Source organism: Pseudomonas sp. NPDC088368 (assembly GCF_044753445.1).
Classification (GTDB): Bacteria; Pseudomonadota; Gammaproteobacteria; order Pseudomonadales; family Pseudomonadaceae; genus Aquipseudomonas; species Aquipseudomonas bambusae.
The window spans coordinates 373,899-389,258 of the sequence record NZ_JBIVNG010000002.1 but is presented as its reverse complement, the minus strand read 5'-3'; the positions used below and the strand labels follow the sequence as shown (position 1 = coordinate 389,258).

At 61.6% G+C, this 15,360-nt stretch carries 13 protein-coding genes; 6 read left to right on the top strand and 7 right to left on the bottom strand.

The window, feature by feature from the left end:
* Positions 1-166 precede the first annotated feature (166 nt).
* The 4 genes from ACIQAL_RS05200 (at position 167) to ACIQAL_RS05185 (ending at position 3,873) form a co-directional block, all read left to right on the top strand.
* Positions 167-1,072, top strand: a complete 906-nt coding sequence (locus ACIQAL_RS05200) for a carbohydrate ABC transporter permease (RefSeq protein WP_401143208.1) — start codon at positions 167-169, stop codon at positions 1,070-1,072.
* 1 nt (position 1,073) lies between these two features.
* A complete protein-coding gene (locus ACIQAL_RS05195; RefSeq protein WP_401143206.1) occupies positions 1,074-1,940 on the top strand; it encodes a carbohydrate ABC transporter permease in 867 nt (288 codons plus the stop codon).
* A 31-nt stretch (positions 1,941-1,971) separates the two neighbouring features.
* Positions 1,972-2,952: a sugar-binding transcriptional regulator gene (locus tag ACIQAL_RS05190; RefSeq protein WP_401143203.1), complete on the top strand. Its 981-nt coding sequence runs from the start codon at positions 1,972-1,974 to the stop codon at positions 2,950-2,952.
* A 201-nt stretch (positions 2,953-3,153) separates the two neighbouring features.
* The gene (locus ACIQAL_RS05185) at positions 3,154-3,873 is read left to right on the top strand and encodes an SDR family oxidoreductase (RefSeq protein WP_401143200.1); all 720 of its coding nucleotides are present in this window, start codon (positions 3,154-3,156) and stop codon (positions 3,871-3,873) included.
* Here ACIQAL_RS05185 and ACIQAL_RS05180 read toward each other — a convergent pair.
* Together ACIQAL_RS05180 and ACIQAL_RS05175 are read right to left on the bottom strand one after the other, a co-directional pair.
* Positions 3,860-5,392 carry an FGGY-family carbohydrate kinase gene (locus ACIQAL_RS05180; RefSeq protein WP_401143197.1) on the bottom strand — a complete coding sequence of 511 codons (1,533 nt, stop codon included), beginning with the start codon at positions 5,390-5,392 and terminating at the stop codon, positions 3,860-3,862. The genes ACIQAL_RS05185 and ACIQAL_RS05180 overlap by 14 nt on opposite strands.
* A gap of 514 nt (positions 5,393-5,906) precedes the next feature.
* Positions 5,907-6,365, bottom strand: a complete 459-nt coding sequence (locus ACIQAL_RS05175) for an REP-associated tyrosine transposase (RefSeq protein WP_401143194.1) — start codon at positions 6,363-6,365, stop codon at positions 5,907-5,909.
* Between the two features lie 718 nt (positions 6,366-7,083).
* On the opposite strand from ACIQAL_RS05175, the gene ACIQAL_RS05170 reads away from it, so the two are divergent.
* Complete coding sequence (locus ACIQAL_RS05170; protein WP_401143192.1) at positions 7,084-7,497, top strand: PaaI family thioesterase; 414 nt, start codon at positions 7,084-7,086, stop codon at positions 7,495-7,497.
* A gap of 19 nt (positions 7,498-7,516) precedes the next feature.
* Here ACIQAL_RS05170 and ACIQAL_RS05165 read toward each other — a convergent pair whose 3' ends face one another.
* The 5 genes from ACIQAL_RS05165 to ACIQAL_RS05145 form a co-directional block, all read right to left on the bottom strand.
* Positions 7,517-9,973, bottom strand: a complete 2,457-nt coding sequence (locus tag ACIQAL_RS05165) for a TonB-dependent siderophore receptor (protein ID WP_401143189.1) — start codon at positions 9,971-9,973, stop codon at positions 7,517-7,519.
* Between the two features lie 240 nt (positions 9,974-10,213).
* Positions 10,214-11,176, bottom strand: coding sequence for a FecR domain-containing protein (locus tag ACIQAL_RS05160; RefSeq protein WP_401143186.1), 963 nt, complete (start codon positions 11,174-11,176; stop codon positions 10,214-10,216).
* A complete protein-coding gene (locus tag ACIQAL_RS05155; protein ID WP_401143183.1) occupies positions 11,173-11,709 on the bottom strand; it encodes a sigma-70 family RNA polymerase sigma factor in 537 nt (178 codons plus the stop codon). Before ACIQAL_RS05155 ends, ACIQAL_RS05160 begins: the two co-directional genes overlap by 4 nt.
* Before the next feature lie 263 nt (positions 11,710-11,972).
* Positions 11,973-12,695, bottom strand: coding sequence for a dienelactone hydrolase family protein (locus ACIQAL_RS05150; protein WP_401143181.1), 723 nt, complete (start codon positions 12,693-12,695; stop codon positions 11,973-11,975).
* 161 nt (positions 12,696-12,856) lie between these two features.
* Complete coding sequence (locus ACIQAL_RS05145) at positions 12,857-13,396, bottom strand: sterol desaturase family protein (protein WP_401143178.1); 540 nt, start codon at positions 13,394-13,396, stop codon at positions 12,857-12,859.
* A gap of 492 nt (positions 13,397-13,888) precedes the next feature.
* Here ACIQAL_RS05145 and ppnN point away from each other — a divergent pair, with 492 nt between their 5' ends.
* Positions 13,889-15,262 carry a nucleotide 5'-monophosphate nucleosidase PpnN gene (ppnN, locus tag ACIQAL_RS05140; RefSeq protein WP_401143175.1) on the top strand — a complete coding sequence of 458 codons (1,374 nt, stop codon included), beginning with the start codon at positions 13,889-13,891 and terminating at the stop codon, positions 15,260-15,262.
* Positions 15,263-15,360: the final 98 nt, after the last annotated feature.

The window sequence follows — 15,360 nt, the reverse complement described above, 5'->3', positions numbered from 1 at the left end:
AGACGATCTGGCGCGAAGCGTCAGCAAAACCGGCCTACACGGTGTTTCAGGTATACCGAAGGCACAGGTTTTACGGCCGGTTCCCAGCCGATCGTCTGATCGCAGCCCGGGGCAAGCCTCGCTCCTACGCCTCCGGCAGAAGCAGACCTCCAGAGACTCACGCGCTATGTCCAAAAACAAAAAACCGGTGTTCCCCACCCTGTGGAACAACACCCGTGCAGCCTTTTCCTTCCTCGCCCCCGCTACTGTGGCGCTGGCGTTGATCGGGATTTTCCCGACGGTGTTCGCGCTGGTGAATTCCTTTCGCCAGTACAACCTCGCCCGTCCCAAGGACGCGACGCCGTTCATCGGTTTCGACAATTACCTCAACGTCCTCAACGACGCGTCGTTCTGGGCGGCGCTGGGGCGAACGGGGCTGTTCCTGATCACGGTCGTCCCGATTCAACTGGCCCTCGGCCTGGTCATCGCCCTGCTCCTGCACAAACCCGGCCTCTCAGGGTTCAAGCTGTTGGCTCGGATGAGCCTGGTGATCCCGTTGGCCACAGCACCTGCCGTCGCCGGGCTGATCGGGCGGCTGATTTTCAACCGTGATTTCGGTGTTGCCAATGCGCTGCTGGCGATGCTCAACGTCGGCCCCGTGGAATGGCTGGGCGACACCACCAACGCCTTTATCGCCGTGGCGCTGATGGACATCTGGCAATGGACGCCCTTCTGCGCCCTGGTGCTGCTCGCCGGGCTGACCATGGTGCCCAACGAAATCGAAGAAGCCGCGCGTCTCGAAACCCGCAGCCGCTGGCAGATCGTGCGCTATGTGCAGCTGCCATTTTTGCTGCCCAGCGCCACGGTGATCCTGATCCTGCGCACCGCCGACATCCTGAAAATGTTCGACACCGTGTTCACCATGACCCGTGGCGGCCCGGGCGCGGCCACCGAGCTGGTCAGCGTCTACATCCAGCGCGTCGGCTTCCGGGTGTTCGATCAGGGCGTGGCGTCGGCGCAGGCGATTCTGCTGCTGATCCTGACCATCGTGCTGGCGCGGCTGTACATCAAATTCGTCTACCGGGAGATCTGACATGGCCACCGTTTCCGCTGCAAAAGTCGTGGCCGCCCCCGTGCGGATCAAACCGAAGATGAAGGTCAACGCCTGGCATTTCGTGGGCTTGCTGGCGATCTTCCTGTTCGCCGTATTCCCCTTCTACTGGATGGTGGCGACCAGTATGAAGACCCAGGCCGAAGCCCTCGCTTCACCGCCGATCTGGGCCTTCACCCCGCACCTGGATAACTACGTGAAAGTGCTGTTCGAGCGCGACGTGCTGCACAGCCTCGGCAATTCGCTGATCGTCGCGGCGTGCACCACGGTGCTGTCGGTCGGCCTCGGCACCCCAGCGGCGTATGCTTTGGCGCGCTTTGAATTCAAAGGCAAGGAAGACCTGTGGTTCTGGTTCATCACCAACCGGATGCTCAGCCCGATTGTCGTGGCGCTGCCGATTTTTCTCATGGCGCGCAACCTCAGCCTGATCGACACCCACCTCGTGCTGATTCTGGTTTATCTGACGTTCAACCTGCCCATCGTGGTGTGGATCTGCACCGACCAGTTTCGCGGCGTGCCGAAGGACCTCGACGAAGCGGCGCGACTGTCCGGCGCCTCGCGCTTCACGATCTTCTGGCGCATCGCGCTTCCGTTGGCGATGCCGGGGGTCGCGGTGTCGGCGATCTTCTCGTTCATCTTCTCGTGGAACGAGCTGTTGTATGCGCTGGTGCTGACCCGCAACGCCGCCCGCACCGCGCCGGTCACGGCCACCAGTTTCATGAGCGGCTACGATTTGCCCTGGGGCGAGATCATGGCCACCGGCACGCTGATCGTGTTCCCGGTGATCATTTTCGCGTTGATGGTTTCAAAGCATCTGGTACAAGGTCTGACCATGGGCGCCGTAAAGTAGGCGCGTCGCTTCCCGCGCCAAGGACACTGCCGTGCAGAACCGCTATCCCGAGTTCTCCCCCGACACCGACCCGGTGAACGCGGAGGACCAACTGAACATCCGTATCGCCTGGTACTACTACGTCAACAACATGACCCAGCAGCAGATCGCCGACCGCCTCGGCATCACCCGTCTGCGGGTCAACAAGGCCCTTGCCACCTGCCGCGAAACCGGCGTGGTGCAGATCCGCATCAACTCGCCGCTGGCGTCGTGCATCGCGCTGGAAGACCAGTTGCAGGAGCGATTCGGGCTGGAACGCGTGACCGTCGTGCCCTCCCCTGACGACCCGTCGACCATCTTTCGTGTACTCGGCGTCGGGGTGGCGCCGAGCATCGAGGAATACCTCGTCGACGGCTCGATCATCGCGGTCGGTTGGGGTCGCACGCTGCGTCAGGCGGTGCGTGAACTGCAAGGCCGCACGCTGCCGAACATGACCGTGGTGTCGCTGCTCGGCGGTTTGCATTACGGCTCGGCGAACAACACCGTGGAAATCGCGTCGAGCCTGGCCACGCTGTTCGGCGGCTCCTATTACTACCTCGCGGCGCCGCTGTTCGCGCCGTCCGAGCAGTACCGCAGCATGATCCTCGAAGAAGCCTCGGTGCAGGACGTGTTGGGCAAGGCGCGCCAGGCTGATCTGGCATTGCTGACCGTGGGGGATTTGAGCGAACGCTCGTTGATGCTCGAACTGGGGTTGGTCAACCCGAAAGACGCCCGCTCCCTGCGCGCCGCCGGTGCGGTGGGCGATTTGCTTGGCCGTTGGCTGGACCGCGACGGCATCGAGGTCAATCACCCGCTGAACCGACGGGCCATCTCGCTGGACCCCGATGACCTGCGCAAGATCAAGAAAGTGGTGCTGGTCTCGGGCGGCCCGTACAAGGCGGAAATCATTCGCGCCGTGCTGCTGCGCAACGTGGTCCATGAATTGGTGATCGACGAAAGCGCCGCCCTTGAATTGCTGGCCCAGGACAACTGACCGTTCGCAGGCGATCACTCGTCAGACGGCAAAACACTGACCCTGTGGGAGCGAATTCATTCGCGAAAGCCTCAATACATACGAAGAAAATTGACCGGCTGTACCCACACCTTCGTCGGAATGCCGCCCAGAATGAATTCCACAGGTTTGGCCGCGTAAAAGAATCTGTGAATCACTTTACCTTTGATGAGAGCGCACACCATGGCCACCCACGACTTCCTCGGCAAACGCATTCTGGTCACTGGCGCGGGCAAGGGCATTGGCCGCGAGACCGTGCAGTGGCTGACCCGCTGCGGCGCGGAGGTGATTGCCTTGGGGCGCAACCCGGACGACCTCAATTACTGCGAACAGACGTTGGTGGTGGACTTGGCCGATGCAGCGGCGACCCAAGCCGCTGTGACCACGATGCTGCCCATCGACCTACTGGTGAACTGCGCCGGGGTCGTGGAGCTGGAGTCGATCCTCGACACCTCGGTAGAGACCTTCGATCACCTGATGGCTGTCAACACCCGGGCGCCGATGGTGATCGCCCAAGTGGTGGCCCGAGATTTGATCACGCGCGGCGTGCCGGGGGCCATCGTCAACGTGTCGAGCCTGGCCGCAGCGGTGGGCACGCGCGATCACCTCGCCTATTGCGCGTCGAAAGCAGCGCTGGACGCCATGACGCGGGTGATGGCCGTGGAACTGGGTCCGCACGGGATTCGGGTCAACAGCGTTAACCCGGTGGTGACGCTGACGCCGATGGCCGAAAAAGCCTGGAGCGACCCGGCCAAGTCCGCGTCGATGCTGTCGCGCATTCCGCTGGGGCGTTTCGTTCAGCCCAGCGAAATCGCCTCGACCATCGCTTTTCTACTGAGCGACGATGCGGCGATGATCAACGGCGTGACGCTGACCGTGGACGGGGGTTTCAGCGCGGGTTGAAACGTGAACCGAGCTGGGCCAGACGCGGGTACAAATCCCGCAGGCGGGGATAGAGTTCGCTGTACAGCGCAAATAGCTCGCGATGGAAGTCCCGCAGCGCCGGGTTGGGCAGAAAAGTCTCGCCGTCCTGAGTCATCACCTGCGCGGCGCTGGCGAAATCTTCGTACCAACCCGCTCCGACGGCCGCCGCAATGCCCGCGCCCAGACTTGATGCTTCTTGCGTCGTGGCGCGAATCACCGGCCTGTCGGTGATGTCGGCGATGATCTGGCACCACAACCGGCTCGCAGCGCCTCCGCCAATGGCGACGAAGGTGTTCACCGGCTCGCCGGTCGCCTGCACCATGTGTTGAGTGGCGACGGCCTGTTCCAGCGCGATGCCTTCCAGCACGGCGCGGTAGATTTCCGCGCGGCCGTGGTCCGGCGACAACCCCAGCAGACAACCCCGTGCGTCCTGATCCCAGTAAGGGTTCATCACGCCGTTCCAGTACGGCAACAGCATCAGACCCGCGCTGCCAGGGGCTACCCGCGACGCGTCGATTTCCAGACGGATCAAGCTGTCGGGCTGGGCCACGACGTCGATCTCGAAAAACTGTTTGAGCAGGCTGTTGATCAGCAAGGTGCCGGAGCGCAGCGAGGTTTCCAGCACGTAGCCCTGGCGATCGATGGCGCACAACGTACGAAAGGCGTCGTGGACGCGGGGCGTTTTGGCGTAGACACCGGAGACGATGGCCGTGCCCAGATTCAGGTAGGCCGTGCCTGCGCTGACCACGCCAATCCCCAACCCGCCCGCCTGACCGTCGCCGCCGCCTGCAACCACGGGCGTGCCGGCGGGCAGACCGGTGAGGGTTTCGGCATCGTCCGTGACTGCGCCCAGCACCGAGCCAGGAGCGAATGCCGTGGGGAAGCAGTCGCTGTCGAGGGGGATCGGCAATGCACTCAGTACGTCATCCGCCCAATGATGTTGGTGAATGTCGAAGGCGCCAAACGGGTCGGCGCTGGCCCAACTGGTGACGAACTGACCGGTGAGTTTGCGCACCAGCCAGGCGTGGGGTTCGTAAACGTGGCGAATCTGCCGGAACAGTTCCGGCTCGGCATCGGCCAGCCACGCCAGGCTGTAAATGGCCGGCGCCCAGTCGTGGGGTTTGCCGGTGATGCTGTGCAGACGTTCGTGGCCAACGCGATGACAGAGGGCGGCGACCTCGTCTTTGCGACGCTCGTCGAGCCAGAGAATGGCGGGCCGCAGTAGGCGATCCTCGGCGTCAGTGACGGCCACGGTTTCCCGTTGATTGACGATGGAAACGGCCGCGATGGCCGAGCCTTCGACCAACCGCATCAGCGCCGTGACCGCCTGTTGCGTGGCCCGCCACCAGTCTTCCGGGTCCTGCTCATACGCATTCGGCGCCGGTCGCGACAGCCCCAACGGCGCCCGCGCCTGGGCCACCAACACGCCCCGCGCGTCCCAGGCAATGGCCTTGCAGGTGGTTGTGCTCAGATCGATACCGATAACCAGCTTATGCATGCGCGCCCTGCTCCATCACCGTCCGTGACCTGAAGTCGAAGGGCAAGATTAGTTCAGGATGTGTGGCGTTGTCTGGTCGGCGTGATGCCCCTATGGCCGTTCGGCATGAGCCCGATGGCGTTCACAAGGCCCCAGGGTGGGCTTTCATGCCGAAGATCGAAGCCTCTCTTCAGCCAGCCACTCCCCCTGTGGGAGCGAATTCATTCGCGAATCGTCGGCCCAGGTGCTGCATCTTCTTTGCCTGAAAGTCCGCTTTCGCGAATGAATTCGCTCCCACAGTTAGAGTCTTCGGCCAGTCAGAAATATTTCCGCAGCACTCGCGATGTCAACAACGAGCACCACCTCCCTATCAGGCAAAACACCGCCCCCCCTGTGGGAGCGAATTCATTCTGGGCGGCATTCCGACGAAGATGCCGGTACATCCGATGCATCTCCATCGGCCATCACCCCCTTCGCGAATGAATTCGCTCGCACAGTGAAGATCGCGCCGCCCCTACTTTCTTCATCCAGCCCGTCAGACCCACATGCAATCCCACAGCGGATAGTCTCCAACACGCTGAACCAAACCGGCCCTGACCGGGTTCAGCATGATGTATCGTGCGGCAGCCTTCAGATCCTCGTCATACCGCAGCGCCCGCTCGTGATAACCCTGTTGCCAGACCCTTCCTCGGCGGTGAGTCGTTCGATTCACAGCGATCGCGCTTCTCGCCTTGACCTGCTTTACCAATTGATCCAGTGATCCGCTTTTTAGCTCCGCTAGCCAGTGAATGTGATCAGGCATCACCACCCATGCCACCGAAGCCGCGATCTCCTCTCGGTCAGCGCGGCGAAACTCATCCACCACCAGACGCCCCAGGCAAAAGCGCGAAAAAACCGGATGACGCCCTTCAGTTGCCGAGGTGATCAAATACACCCTGCCGGTTTCAGAAAATCGCCCTGAGCGAAGACGATGGGATTGCGATGGGTTAAGCACGCTCGACCTCTGATAGTGATTAGTACCTACTCACCCTAGTCGTGCGTGTGAAGATCGTACGCTTCGGTATTTTTCCAAATATGACCATCGCCAACCGCATAGACCCCGCTGACTCAAGTCGCACACCGTGCCCCCTGTGGGAGCGAATTCATTCTGGGCGGCACTCCGACGAAAAAGCCGTTACAGCCGACAAATCTCCATCGACCACACCCCCCTTTCGCGAATGAATTCGCTCCCACAGGTTGAGTCTTCGGCAAGCCTAAAATGTCTCCGCAGCACCCGCGAGGTCAACTAAGGGCAACACATCCCTATCAGGCAAAACACCGTCCCCCTGTGGGAGCGAATTTATTCTGGGCGGCATTCCGACGAAGAGGCCGTCACAACCGACGCATCTCCATCGACCACACCCCCTTTCGCGAATGAATTCGCTCCCACAGGTTGAGTCTTCGGCCAGCCAGCAACATCTTCGTAGCGCCCGGCATCAACTACGGCCAACCTCCGCCGTTCAGACGGAACACATACTCCCCTGTGGGAGCGAATTCATTCGCGAAGAGGCCGGAACATCCGATACATATCCATCGTCTGATACATCTTTCGCGAATGAATTCGCTCCTACAGAGAACGGCCACTGAACGAGGCAGCGGCTTGGCCGCATTGCTCCGTTGACAATCCCCGCCCGCTCGTCAAGTCTTGCGCTGCCCATCACTCAGGAGTCGTCATGGCCAGCAAAGAACAGATTGCGGCGTTTATCGCGCAGGAGTTTCCGCAGACGCGGATCGTGATCGAAGCAGTTGGGGAGAAGACCGCGACGGTTTCTCAGGCGGTCGATGAGTCGGACTTGCGGCCCGGCGGGACGGTGTCGGGGCCGACGTTGATGGCGGTGGCGGATGTGGCGCTGTACGTCGCGGTGTTGGGGGCAATTGGCATCGTGCCGTTGGCGGTGACCACCAGTTTGACGATCAATTTCCTGCGTAAACCCGAGGCCGGGCGGCGGATCGTGGCCGAGTGTCAGTTGCTGAAGGTCGGCAAGACCCTGGCCATTGGTGAGGTGTCGCTGTATTCCGAGGGGCTGCCGGACGCAGTCGCCCATGTGGTCGGGACCTATGCGATCCCGCCCAAACGTCCAGCCTGAGCCGTTACGCCACTGTCCTTCAGAATTTCCAGCGAGCGTTGATCACCGCATTGCGCGGGTCGCCGTAGGACCCTGAGTTGAACGTGCCCAGCCCGTCGTAATACTTCTTGTCGAACAGGTTGTTCACGTTCAAACCCACGCTCAGGTGCGAGTCGACTTCATAGTTGGCCAGCAACCCGACCACGCCGAACGGCCGTTGATGAGCCTTGGTGCCGAAGTCTTCGTTGACCGCGTAAATGTCGCTCTGCCAGGTCATGTTGCCGCCCACCGTCAGCTTGTTCAGTTCGCCCGGCAGGCGATAGGTGGTGCCGAGTTTGAACAGGTTCATCGGTTGGTTGGTTTCGACGCGATTGTCATCCTTGTCGTGGGATTCGCGGTAGGTGTAGCCGCCGATGACGTTCCACCCCGGCAGCACTTCGCCGGAGATTTCCGTCTCGATGCCCCGCGTGGTGGTGCCGCTGATGGCTTCATACACCTCACGGCCGTCTTCGCCGGTGTCGACGAATTGCGGCGTGTTCTTCTGCTTCACCTCAAACAGCGCAACGCTCGCGTTCAGCGCGCCGTCGTAGAACGAGCCCTTCAGACCCACCTCGTAGTTGTCGCCTTCCAGCGGTTTGAGCGAGGTGTTGCTTGCCGTTTTGTAGAAGGTCTGTGGCAGGAAAATGCTGGTCCAGCTGGCGTAGACCGAGTAGGTGTCGTTCAGGTCGTAGATGACGCCCGCGTACGGCGTGACCACGCCAGTCTTTTTGGTGCGGTCACGGCTGGTGGATTCGCCGGTGAAGTCGTCGCTGCTGTCGTCCTTTTCCGTCCACGAACTGACCCGCGTGCCGAGGATCACCGACAGCGCATCCGTCGGTTTCAAGCGCACGGCCCCGTAGACGCCGTTCTGACTCAGGCGCGTCAGGTTTTCACCGGTTTTGCCCAAGTGCGGCTTGCCACCGGGGTTGCCATCGTAGGTGTAAATATTGTCGACCGAGGGCGTCGCACGCTCATAGTCCGGGTAGTTGAGGTGGGTGTACGCCACGTTGGCGCCGAACACCAGCTCATGCTCGCGGCCACCCAGTTCAAACGGCCCGGTCACGTACAGGTCGCCGTTGTCCTGGGTCTGGTAGCTGTCCAGCCGGTTGACGTACATGCGCACGCCCCCGCCGGTTTCGAAGTCCGGCGCACCGGCACTGGCCGAGCCGACCACGCCGTGGCGGTAGCCGTACTGATGGGTGTAGGCGGCTTTGAGGGTCCAGTCGTTGGCAAGTTTCTGTTCCAGCACGGTGCTGAAGTTGTACTGCGTGTTGTCCAGATAGCTCCATTTCGCGCCGGGGTTGAACGAGCGGGAAAAATGGGTCGCGGTGCCGTTGCTGTTGAATAACGGGATGTGGCCGAAGCTGACGCCGTCGGAGTCGTTATTCTGATAATCGAGGCTGAAGCGCAGCAGCGTGTCTTCGCTCAGGTCCACGTCCACCGCGCCGTACATCACGCGTTTCTCGGTCTTGTACGCGTCGATGAAGGAACCGGCGGTTTGATACACGCTGACCAGCCGCCCCCGCACGTTGCCGCTGTCGGTCAACGGCCCCGCCACATCGGCCTCGGCGCGGTAGCGGTCCCAGGCACCGGCCTCGCCGTACACATAGCCCTGAAACTCCGAGGTCGGGCGTTTGCGAATCAGGTTCAGCGTCGCCGACGGTGTGCCCGCCCCGCTCAACAGGCCGGTGGCGCCGCGCACAACTTCCACGCGGTCGTAAATCGCCATGTCCGCGAGGGTGCTGGTGTACTGCTGGGATTCATTGGCGGTCTGCGATGGAATGCCGTCGTATTCGAAGTTCTGGATCTGGAACCCGCGTGAATAAAAGGTGTAGCGATCACTGTCGCGGTGGTTGCTGGACAGGCCCGGTGTGAACTTGACCACGTCGTCCAGCGACGCCAAGTGGTGATCGGTCATGACCTGACGCGGGATCACGGTGACGGACTGCGGGGTCTCTTTCAGCGACAGCCCCATCTTGGTGGCGGTGCTGGTCTGGCGCGGGGTGTAGGTGCCGGTGTTCTCGGTGGTCTCATCGATTCCCGCGCCGACGACGCTGGTGGCGCCGAGTTGCAGGGCCGAGGTTTTCTCGGCGCGGTACAGCACGTAAACACCTTGGGCACCGGGGGTGGCGATCAGGTCCGAGCCCGCGAGCAACGCCGCAAACCCCTGTTCGACGCTGTAGGTGCCGTTGAGTCCGGCGCTTTGCTTGCCATCGGTCAAACCCGTCTGAAACGACAACACCACCCCCGCTTCATTGGCGAACCGCCCCAACACCGCGCCCAGCGACCCCGGTGCGATGGCGTAGTTTTTCTGCACGCTGGCCGCCTGCGCGTACGCCCCACCCAGCAAGACCGGCTCCAGCCACGCGAGGGAAGCCCCGAGCACGGCGAGTCTCAAGGTGTTGCGCGGCGTGAAGGCAAAGGGATTTCGGGTGGCGGGTGTCGACGGGGTGCGCATGCTGGCTCCTGGTGCCCTTCTAGGGCGTTGTAAGGGTTTCTTACAAGGAGTCGCGCGAGCGTGCGCAAATCGACAATGCCACCTTGAAAAAAATAAAAAAAATCAGACGGACCAGAGTGTGTAAAAACGTCACGAGCGAAGATGAGGCAAGGCAAAAACAGGCGAAAAAGCGGAGTCTAGGTGTTCTAAATGAGCATTTTTCGCCTGTTTTTAACGCAGCATCATCGAGCGCAGTAGTTTTTACGCAGTCTGGGACGCTTGATGCCCCACCAGACGCATCCAGAAATCGGTGTAGCGCACCACCTTGACCGGCAACGAGCGGGCAATCGCTGACAGCGCCAGATCGATGTCATCCAGTGGATAGGAACCCGAGACCCGAAGGTGCGCAATCTCTGGCGCGCAACCGAGGTATCCGCTGCGATAGCGCTGCAATTCAACGATGAGACGGTCCAGCCGCCAGCCGTCGACCACGAGTCGCCCGCTGATCCACGTGTCAGCCAGCGGGTCCAGCGGGTGACGGTCGAACAGCGTGCGGGCGTTGAAGCTCACGGCCTGGCCGCTGTCGATGATCGTCTGCTCCCCCGGCGCACCTTCAGGGCGAACCGCGACCGCATGCTGAAACACGCCCAACTGCGTGACGCCGTCTCGCTGCCGCACGCTGAAACGGGTACCCAGTGCCTGCATCTCACCCTGTGCGCTGCGCACGATGAAGGGTCGGGCATCCTTGGCGGTCTGGACGAAAATTTCGCCCTCACGCAGCAGGATCAATCGGGCCTCGGCGTTGAACACAATGTCCACGGCGCTGGCCGTGTTCAGGACAAGGGTGCTGCCATCGGCCAACGTGCGGGTCAGGCGCTCGCCAGTGCCGGTGCGCAGGTCGGCGAGCAACACGGGCGCTTCACGATACCCCGCCCAGCCAAGCGCGCTAAGACCGACACCCAGCGCAACCGTTTTAAGCACGCCACGTCGCCCGAATGAAGCGCGACCTGCGCGATCCAGCACCTGATAACCCAGCGCGCCCTTGGCATTGCCCAGTTGCGCCTGCAACAGCGCGACCCGCTGCCAGGCCCAAGGGTGCAAAGGGTTTTCGTCGTGCCAGCTCTGGAACTGGCGCTGCATCGTGGCGTCACCGGGCGTAGCGCCCATTCGCGCAAACCAGTGGGCCGCTGCGCTCAGAGCCTGATGTTCGGGGGAACGGTTCACGCGCCGTGTTCCAGCTGGAACAGCAGGCAGTGCTCGGTGGCGCGGGCGATGTATTTGGTCACCGAACTTACTGATACGGCCAGTTGTTCAGCAATGTCCTTGTAACCCAAGCCCTGCAACTGCGAGAGCAGGAAGGCTTCTTTCACCCGCTTGCCCAACCCGCTGAGCATCGCGTCCAGCGCGTGCAGGGTTTCCAGCAGCATCAGGCGTTCTTCCGGGGCGACGGCGTAACGTTCGGGCTGTTCAGCGAGGACGTGCAGATAGGCCTCTTCCACCGACCGACGCCGAAAACTGTCGACCATGACCCGTCGGGCAATGGTGACCAGAAAGTGTCGGGGCTCGATCAGTTCATGGGTGATCGGTTGGTTGCGGTCCGCCAGCAGCACGCGCATAAACGTGTCTTGCGCCATATCGGCGGCCTGATGGGAACAGCCCAGACGACCCCGTAGCCAATTCACCAGCCAGCCGTGATGAGCGCCATACAGGATGGCAACGCCTTGGTGGGAATGGGAGGAAGAGCAGGAAACGGGCATGGTGAGAAACGCAAGCAAATGGGAATGGTTCGCAATATATTTCAAACGGAAACATTCGGCAATGTGCGTTCGCCATCGCGGCCGTCGTTCCTCCGGCAGCCACAGGGTGGGTGCAGTCCACACATCCCGGGGCAAACCCCATCCCGTGGGAGACGCCGGAGGAACGACGGCAGCGAATAGGTGTTGTCTGACACACCCCTTCCGCGACTGTCGTAACCTCCAGAACCTCCCGCAGCGTTTGGCGGTGTGATGGGATTAAATCATCAACCCCACAACGTCCGACCAAAGAAGGTCAAGGTCCGGTCCCACGCCAGTTGCGCCCAGACCGGGTCGTACTGGGTGCCGGGAATCCGGCCGTGGCCCACGGCGGTTTCGTTGGTGAACGCGTGGTGCGCGAGGTAGCGATGGAATTCGAGGTCTACCCCGCCGTCGCCGAGTTTCTTTTCCAACTCGTCCACGGTTTCGATCGCGAAGAAGTCGTCCTGCGTCGCCCAGTGCGCCTGAACCGGCACCTTGATGGCGTTCGGATCGAGGTATTCCAGCGGCGGGAACCCGTAGAACACCACGCCTGCCGACAACTCGGGAATGAAGTTCAAGGACAGGAAGGTCAGCGCGCCGCCCATGCAGAAACCGGTCACGCCGACTTTTTGCGCATGACCTTTCAGGTATTGCACCGCGCCGCGAATGTCCTGGGTGGCGGCATCGGCGAAGTCGAGTTTGCTCATCAGGTGATGGGCCTCCTCTTCCTCGACCGTGGCTTCGCCGCGATACAAGTCAGGCACCAGCGCCAGATAACCTGCGGCTGCCAGACGGTCGGCGACGCCACGGATCTGATCGTTGAGGCCCCACCATTCCTGGATCACCACGATGGCCGGCGCGCCTTCGGTTTTCTCAGGGGTGGCCAGATAGCCGCTGACGTCTTTGCCGTCAGGGCGTTTGAAGGTAATGGTTTTGCCTGTTGCGGGTTGTGCGATGGATTGCGTCACGTGTATCTCCCGGGCGTTTTAGGTGTCTGAGACGCTGACCTTGGGCATCCTCGGACAGCGGAGCCCTCTGTTCTACGACACTTGCACGCGCCTGAAAAGGGCAAATAACGGCCATTGCATGAAAGTTGCCATCAAATGGCAGAAATGAGCGATGTCAAGGCTCAGCCGTTTTGCAGATCGGAGTTGATCGAGGTCCCGCAGAGGTCGGTCAGGGAAGTGTCGCGATCCCGGGCGCGCTCGGCGTCGCGCATGTCCCGCAGTTGTTTTTGCAGCGTCGGCACTGACGGCGAATAGAGAAAACCGAACGACACGCTGTTGCGTCGACCCTTCACTGCGTGGTGCATCAGGTGGGCTTGATAGAGACGGCGCAGGTAGCGATTGCGCGGTTGCGGCCGCATGGGCCAGTGGCGATGAACGATGCCGTCGTGCACCAGCATGTAAATCAGGCCGAACGCCGCGACACCGGCCCCCACCCATTGCAGCGGGTCGTAGCCGTTAATGCCCAGGACAATCAAGCCGACTACCGCCATGCCCAGCGCCAGCAAGTAGAGGTCGTTGGTTTCCAGCGCGCCGAGGTGTTCTTCGTGGTGGGAACGGTGCAGAAACCAGCCCCAGCCGTGCATCACGTACTTGTGAGCCAGAAAGCCGACACCCTCCATGGCGACCAGGGTGCAGAGGAAAATCGCGAAGTTGAGGATCATGGGGATGGCGTGGTCACGGGCTGGTGGACATCGACGTGCAGCATACCGGGGCACGCGGGAAAATCAAAAGCGGGCAGGCGAACGGAGGTCACGGCGCCGCACGGGATTCCCTGCGGGAGCGAATTCATTCGCGAAAGAGGGCATGGCCGATGGAGATGCGTCGGCTGTACCGGCCGTTCGCGAATGAATTCGCTCCCACAGGGGTTTGTGTTCAGGCTGATCGGGTGTAGTTGCCCTTGGTCGATGTCAGTGGCTGCCTAGGTGTTTCTGCCGGTCCAAATGGTCAGGGAATAGGCGTCAGCTGCAAAGCCATCGTCAGCACGCCAAGACCCCACCCGTTTCACGCCTCCGCCAAACATTTCACTCACAACGTTTGCTTTCCTGACTGAGCGATGTAAAAAATGGCCCCCATGGGTGGGCGGAAATCTGGCCCACTGTATTAATGCCGGTCATCGACACCCGCTGGCCAGCATCGCTTTCAAGGAATTCAGAATGGCTCCAAGACATGTAATCAACGCTTCGGTCAGTCCTAAAGGTAGCCTGGAGACGCTGTCACAACGTGAAGTGCAACAGCTCAGCGCCGCAGGTTCCGGCAGCATCTACACCCTCTTCCGCCAGTGCGCCCTGGCCATCCTCAACACCGGCGCCCATGTCGACAACGCCAAAACCATCCTCGAAGCCTACAAAGACTTCGAAGTCCGCATTCACCAACAGGACCGGGGCGTGCGCCTCGAATTGCTGAACGCCCCTGCCGACGCCTTCGTCGATGGCGAGATGATCGCCAGCACCCGGGAAATGCTGTTTAGCGCCCTGCGCGACATCGTCTACACCGAGAGTGAACTGGACAGCCAGCGCATCGACCTCAGCTCGTCCCAAGGCATCACCGACTACGTCTTCCACCTGCTGCGCAACGCCCGCACCCTGCGCCCGGGCGTCGAGCCGAAGATGGTGGTCTGCTGGGGCGGCCACTCGATCAACACCGAAGAATACAAATACACCAAGAAAGTCGGCCACGAACTGGGCCTGCGCAAGCTGGACATCTGCACCGGCTGCGGCCCTGGCGTGATGAAAGGCCCGATGAAAGGCGCGACCATCGCCCACGCCAAACAGCGCATCAACGGCGGCCGCTATCTGGGCCTGACCGAGCCCGGCATCATTGCTGCCGAGGCGCCGAACCCCATCGTCAACGAGCTGGTGATCCTGCCGGACATCGAGAAACGCCTGGAAGCCTTCGTGCGCGTGGGTCACGGCATCATCATCTTCCCGGGCGGTGCCGGTACGGCGGAGGAGTTCCTTTATCTGCTGGGCATCCTGATGCACCCGGACAACCAGGGCCTGCCGTTCCCGGTGATCCTGACCGGGCCGAAAAGCACCGCGCCGTACCTGGAGCAGTTGCACGCATTCGTCAGCGCGACCCTGGGCGAAGAGGCACACAAGCATTACACGATCATCATCGACGACCCGGCGGAAGTTGCCCGGCAGATGACCGAAGGCCTGAAAGCCGTGCGCCAGTTCCGTCGTGAACGGGCCGACGCGTTCCACTTCAACTGGCTGCTGAAGATCGAAGAAAGCTTCCAGCGTCCCTTCGACCCGACCCACGCCAACATGGCGAGCCTGCAACTGCGTCGTGACCTGCCACCCCATGAACTGGCGGCCAACCTGCGCCGTGCGTTTTCCGGGATCGTGGCGGGCAACGTCAAGGACAAGGGCATCCGCCTGATCGAAGAACACGGGCCTTACGAGATTCACGGCGACGCCGAAGTCATGCAGCCGCTGGACAAGTTGCTGCAAGCCTTCGTCGAACAGCACCGGATGAAATTGCCGGGCGGCGCGGCTTACGTGCCGTGTTATCGCGTGGTGTCTTGAGGCACACAACCCTGTAGGAGCGCGCTTGCCCGCGAAAGGGGTGAGCCTGCGACACATTTACGCGCTGACACACCGTCATCGCGGGCAAGCGCGCTCCT

Bases quoted from the DNA above. Each gene is read 5' to 3' on its own strand.
- ACIQAL_RS05155 (WP_401143183.1), bottom strand. From the start codon at position 11,709: ATGCCCGTTTCCTGCTCTTCCTCCCATTCCCACCAAGGCGTTGCCATC.
- ACIQAL_RS05195 (WP_401143206.1), top strand. From the start codon at position 1,074: ATGGCCACCGTTTCCGCTGCAAAAGTCGTGGCCGCCCCCGTGCGGATC.
- ACIQAL_RS05165 (WP_401143189.1), bottom strand. From the start codon at position 9,973: ATGCGCACCCCGTCGACACCCGCCACCCGAAATCCCTTTGCCTTCACG.
- ACIQAL_RS05180 (WP_401143197.1), bottom strand. From the start codon at position 5,392: ATGCATAAGCTGGTTATCGGTATCGATCTGAGCACAACCACCTGCAAG.
- ACIQAL_RS05170 (WP_401143192.1), top strand. From the start codon at position 7,084: ATGGCCAGCAAAGAACAGATTGCGGCGTTTATCGCGCAGGAGTTTCCG.
- ACIQAL_RS05145 (WP_401143178.1), bottom strand. From the start codon at position 13,396: ATGATCCTCAACTTCGCGATTTTCCTCTGCACCCTGGTCGCCATGGAG.
- ACIQAL_RS05200 (WP_401143208.1), top strand. From the start codon at position 167: ATGTCCAAAAACAAAAAACCGGTGTTCCCCACCCTGTGGAACAACACC.
- ppnN (WP_401143175.1), top strand. From the start codon at position 13,889: ATGGCTCCAAGACATGTAATCAACGCTTCGGTCAGTCCTAAAGGTAGC.
- ACIQAL_RS05185 (WP_401143200.1), top strand. From the start codon at position 3,154: ATGGCCACCCACGACTTCCTCGGCAAACGCATTCTGGTCACTGGCGCG.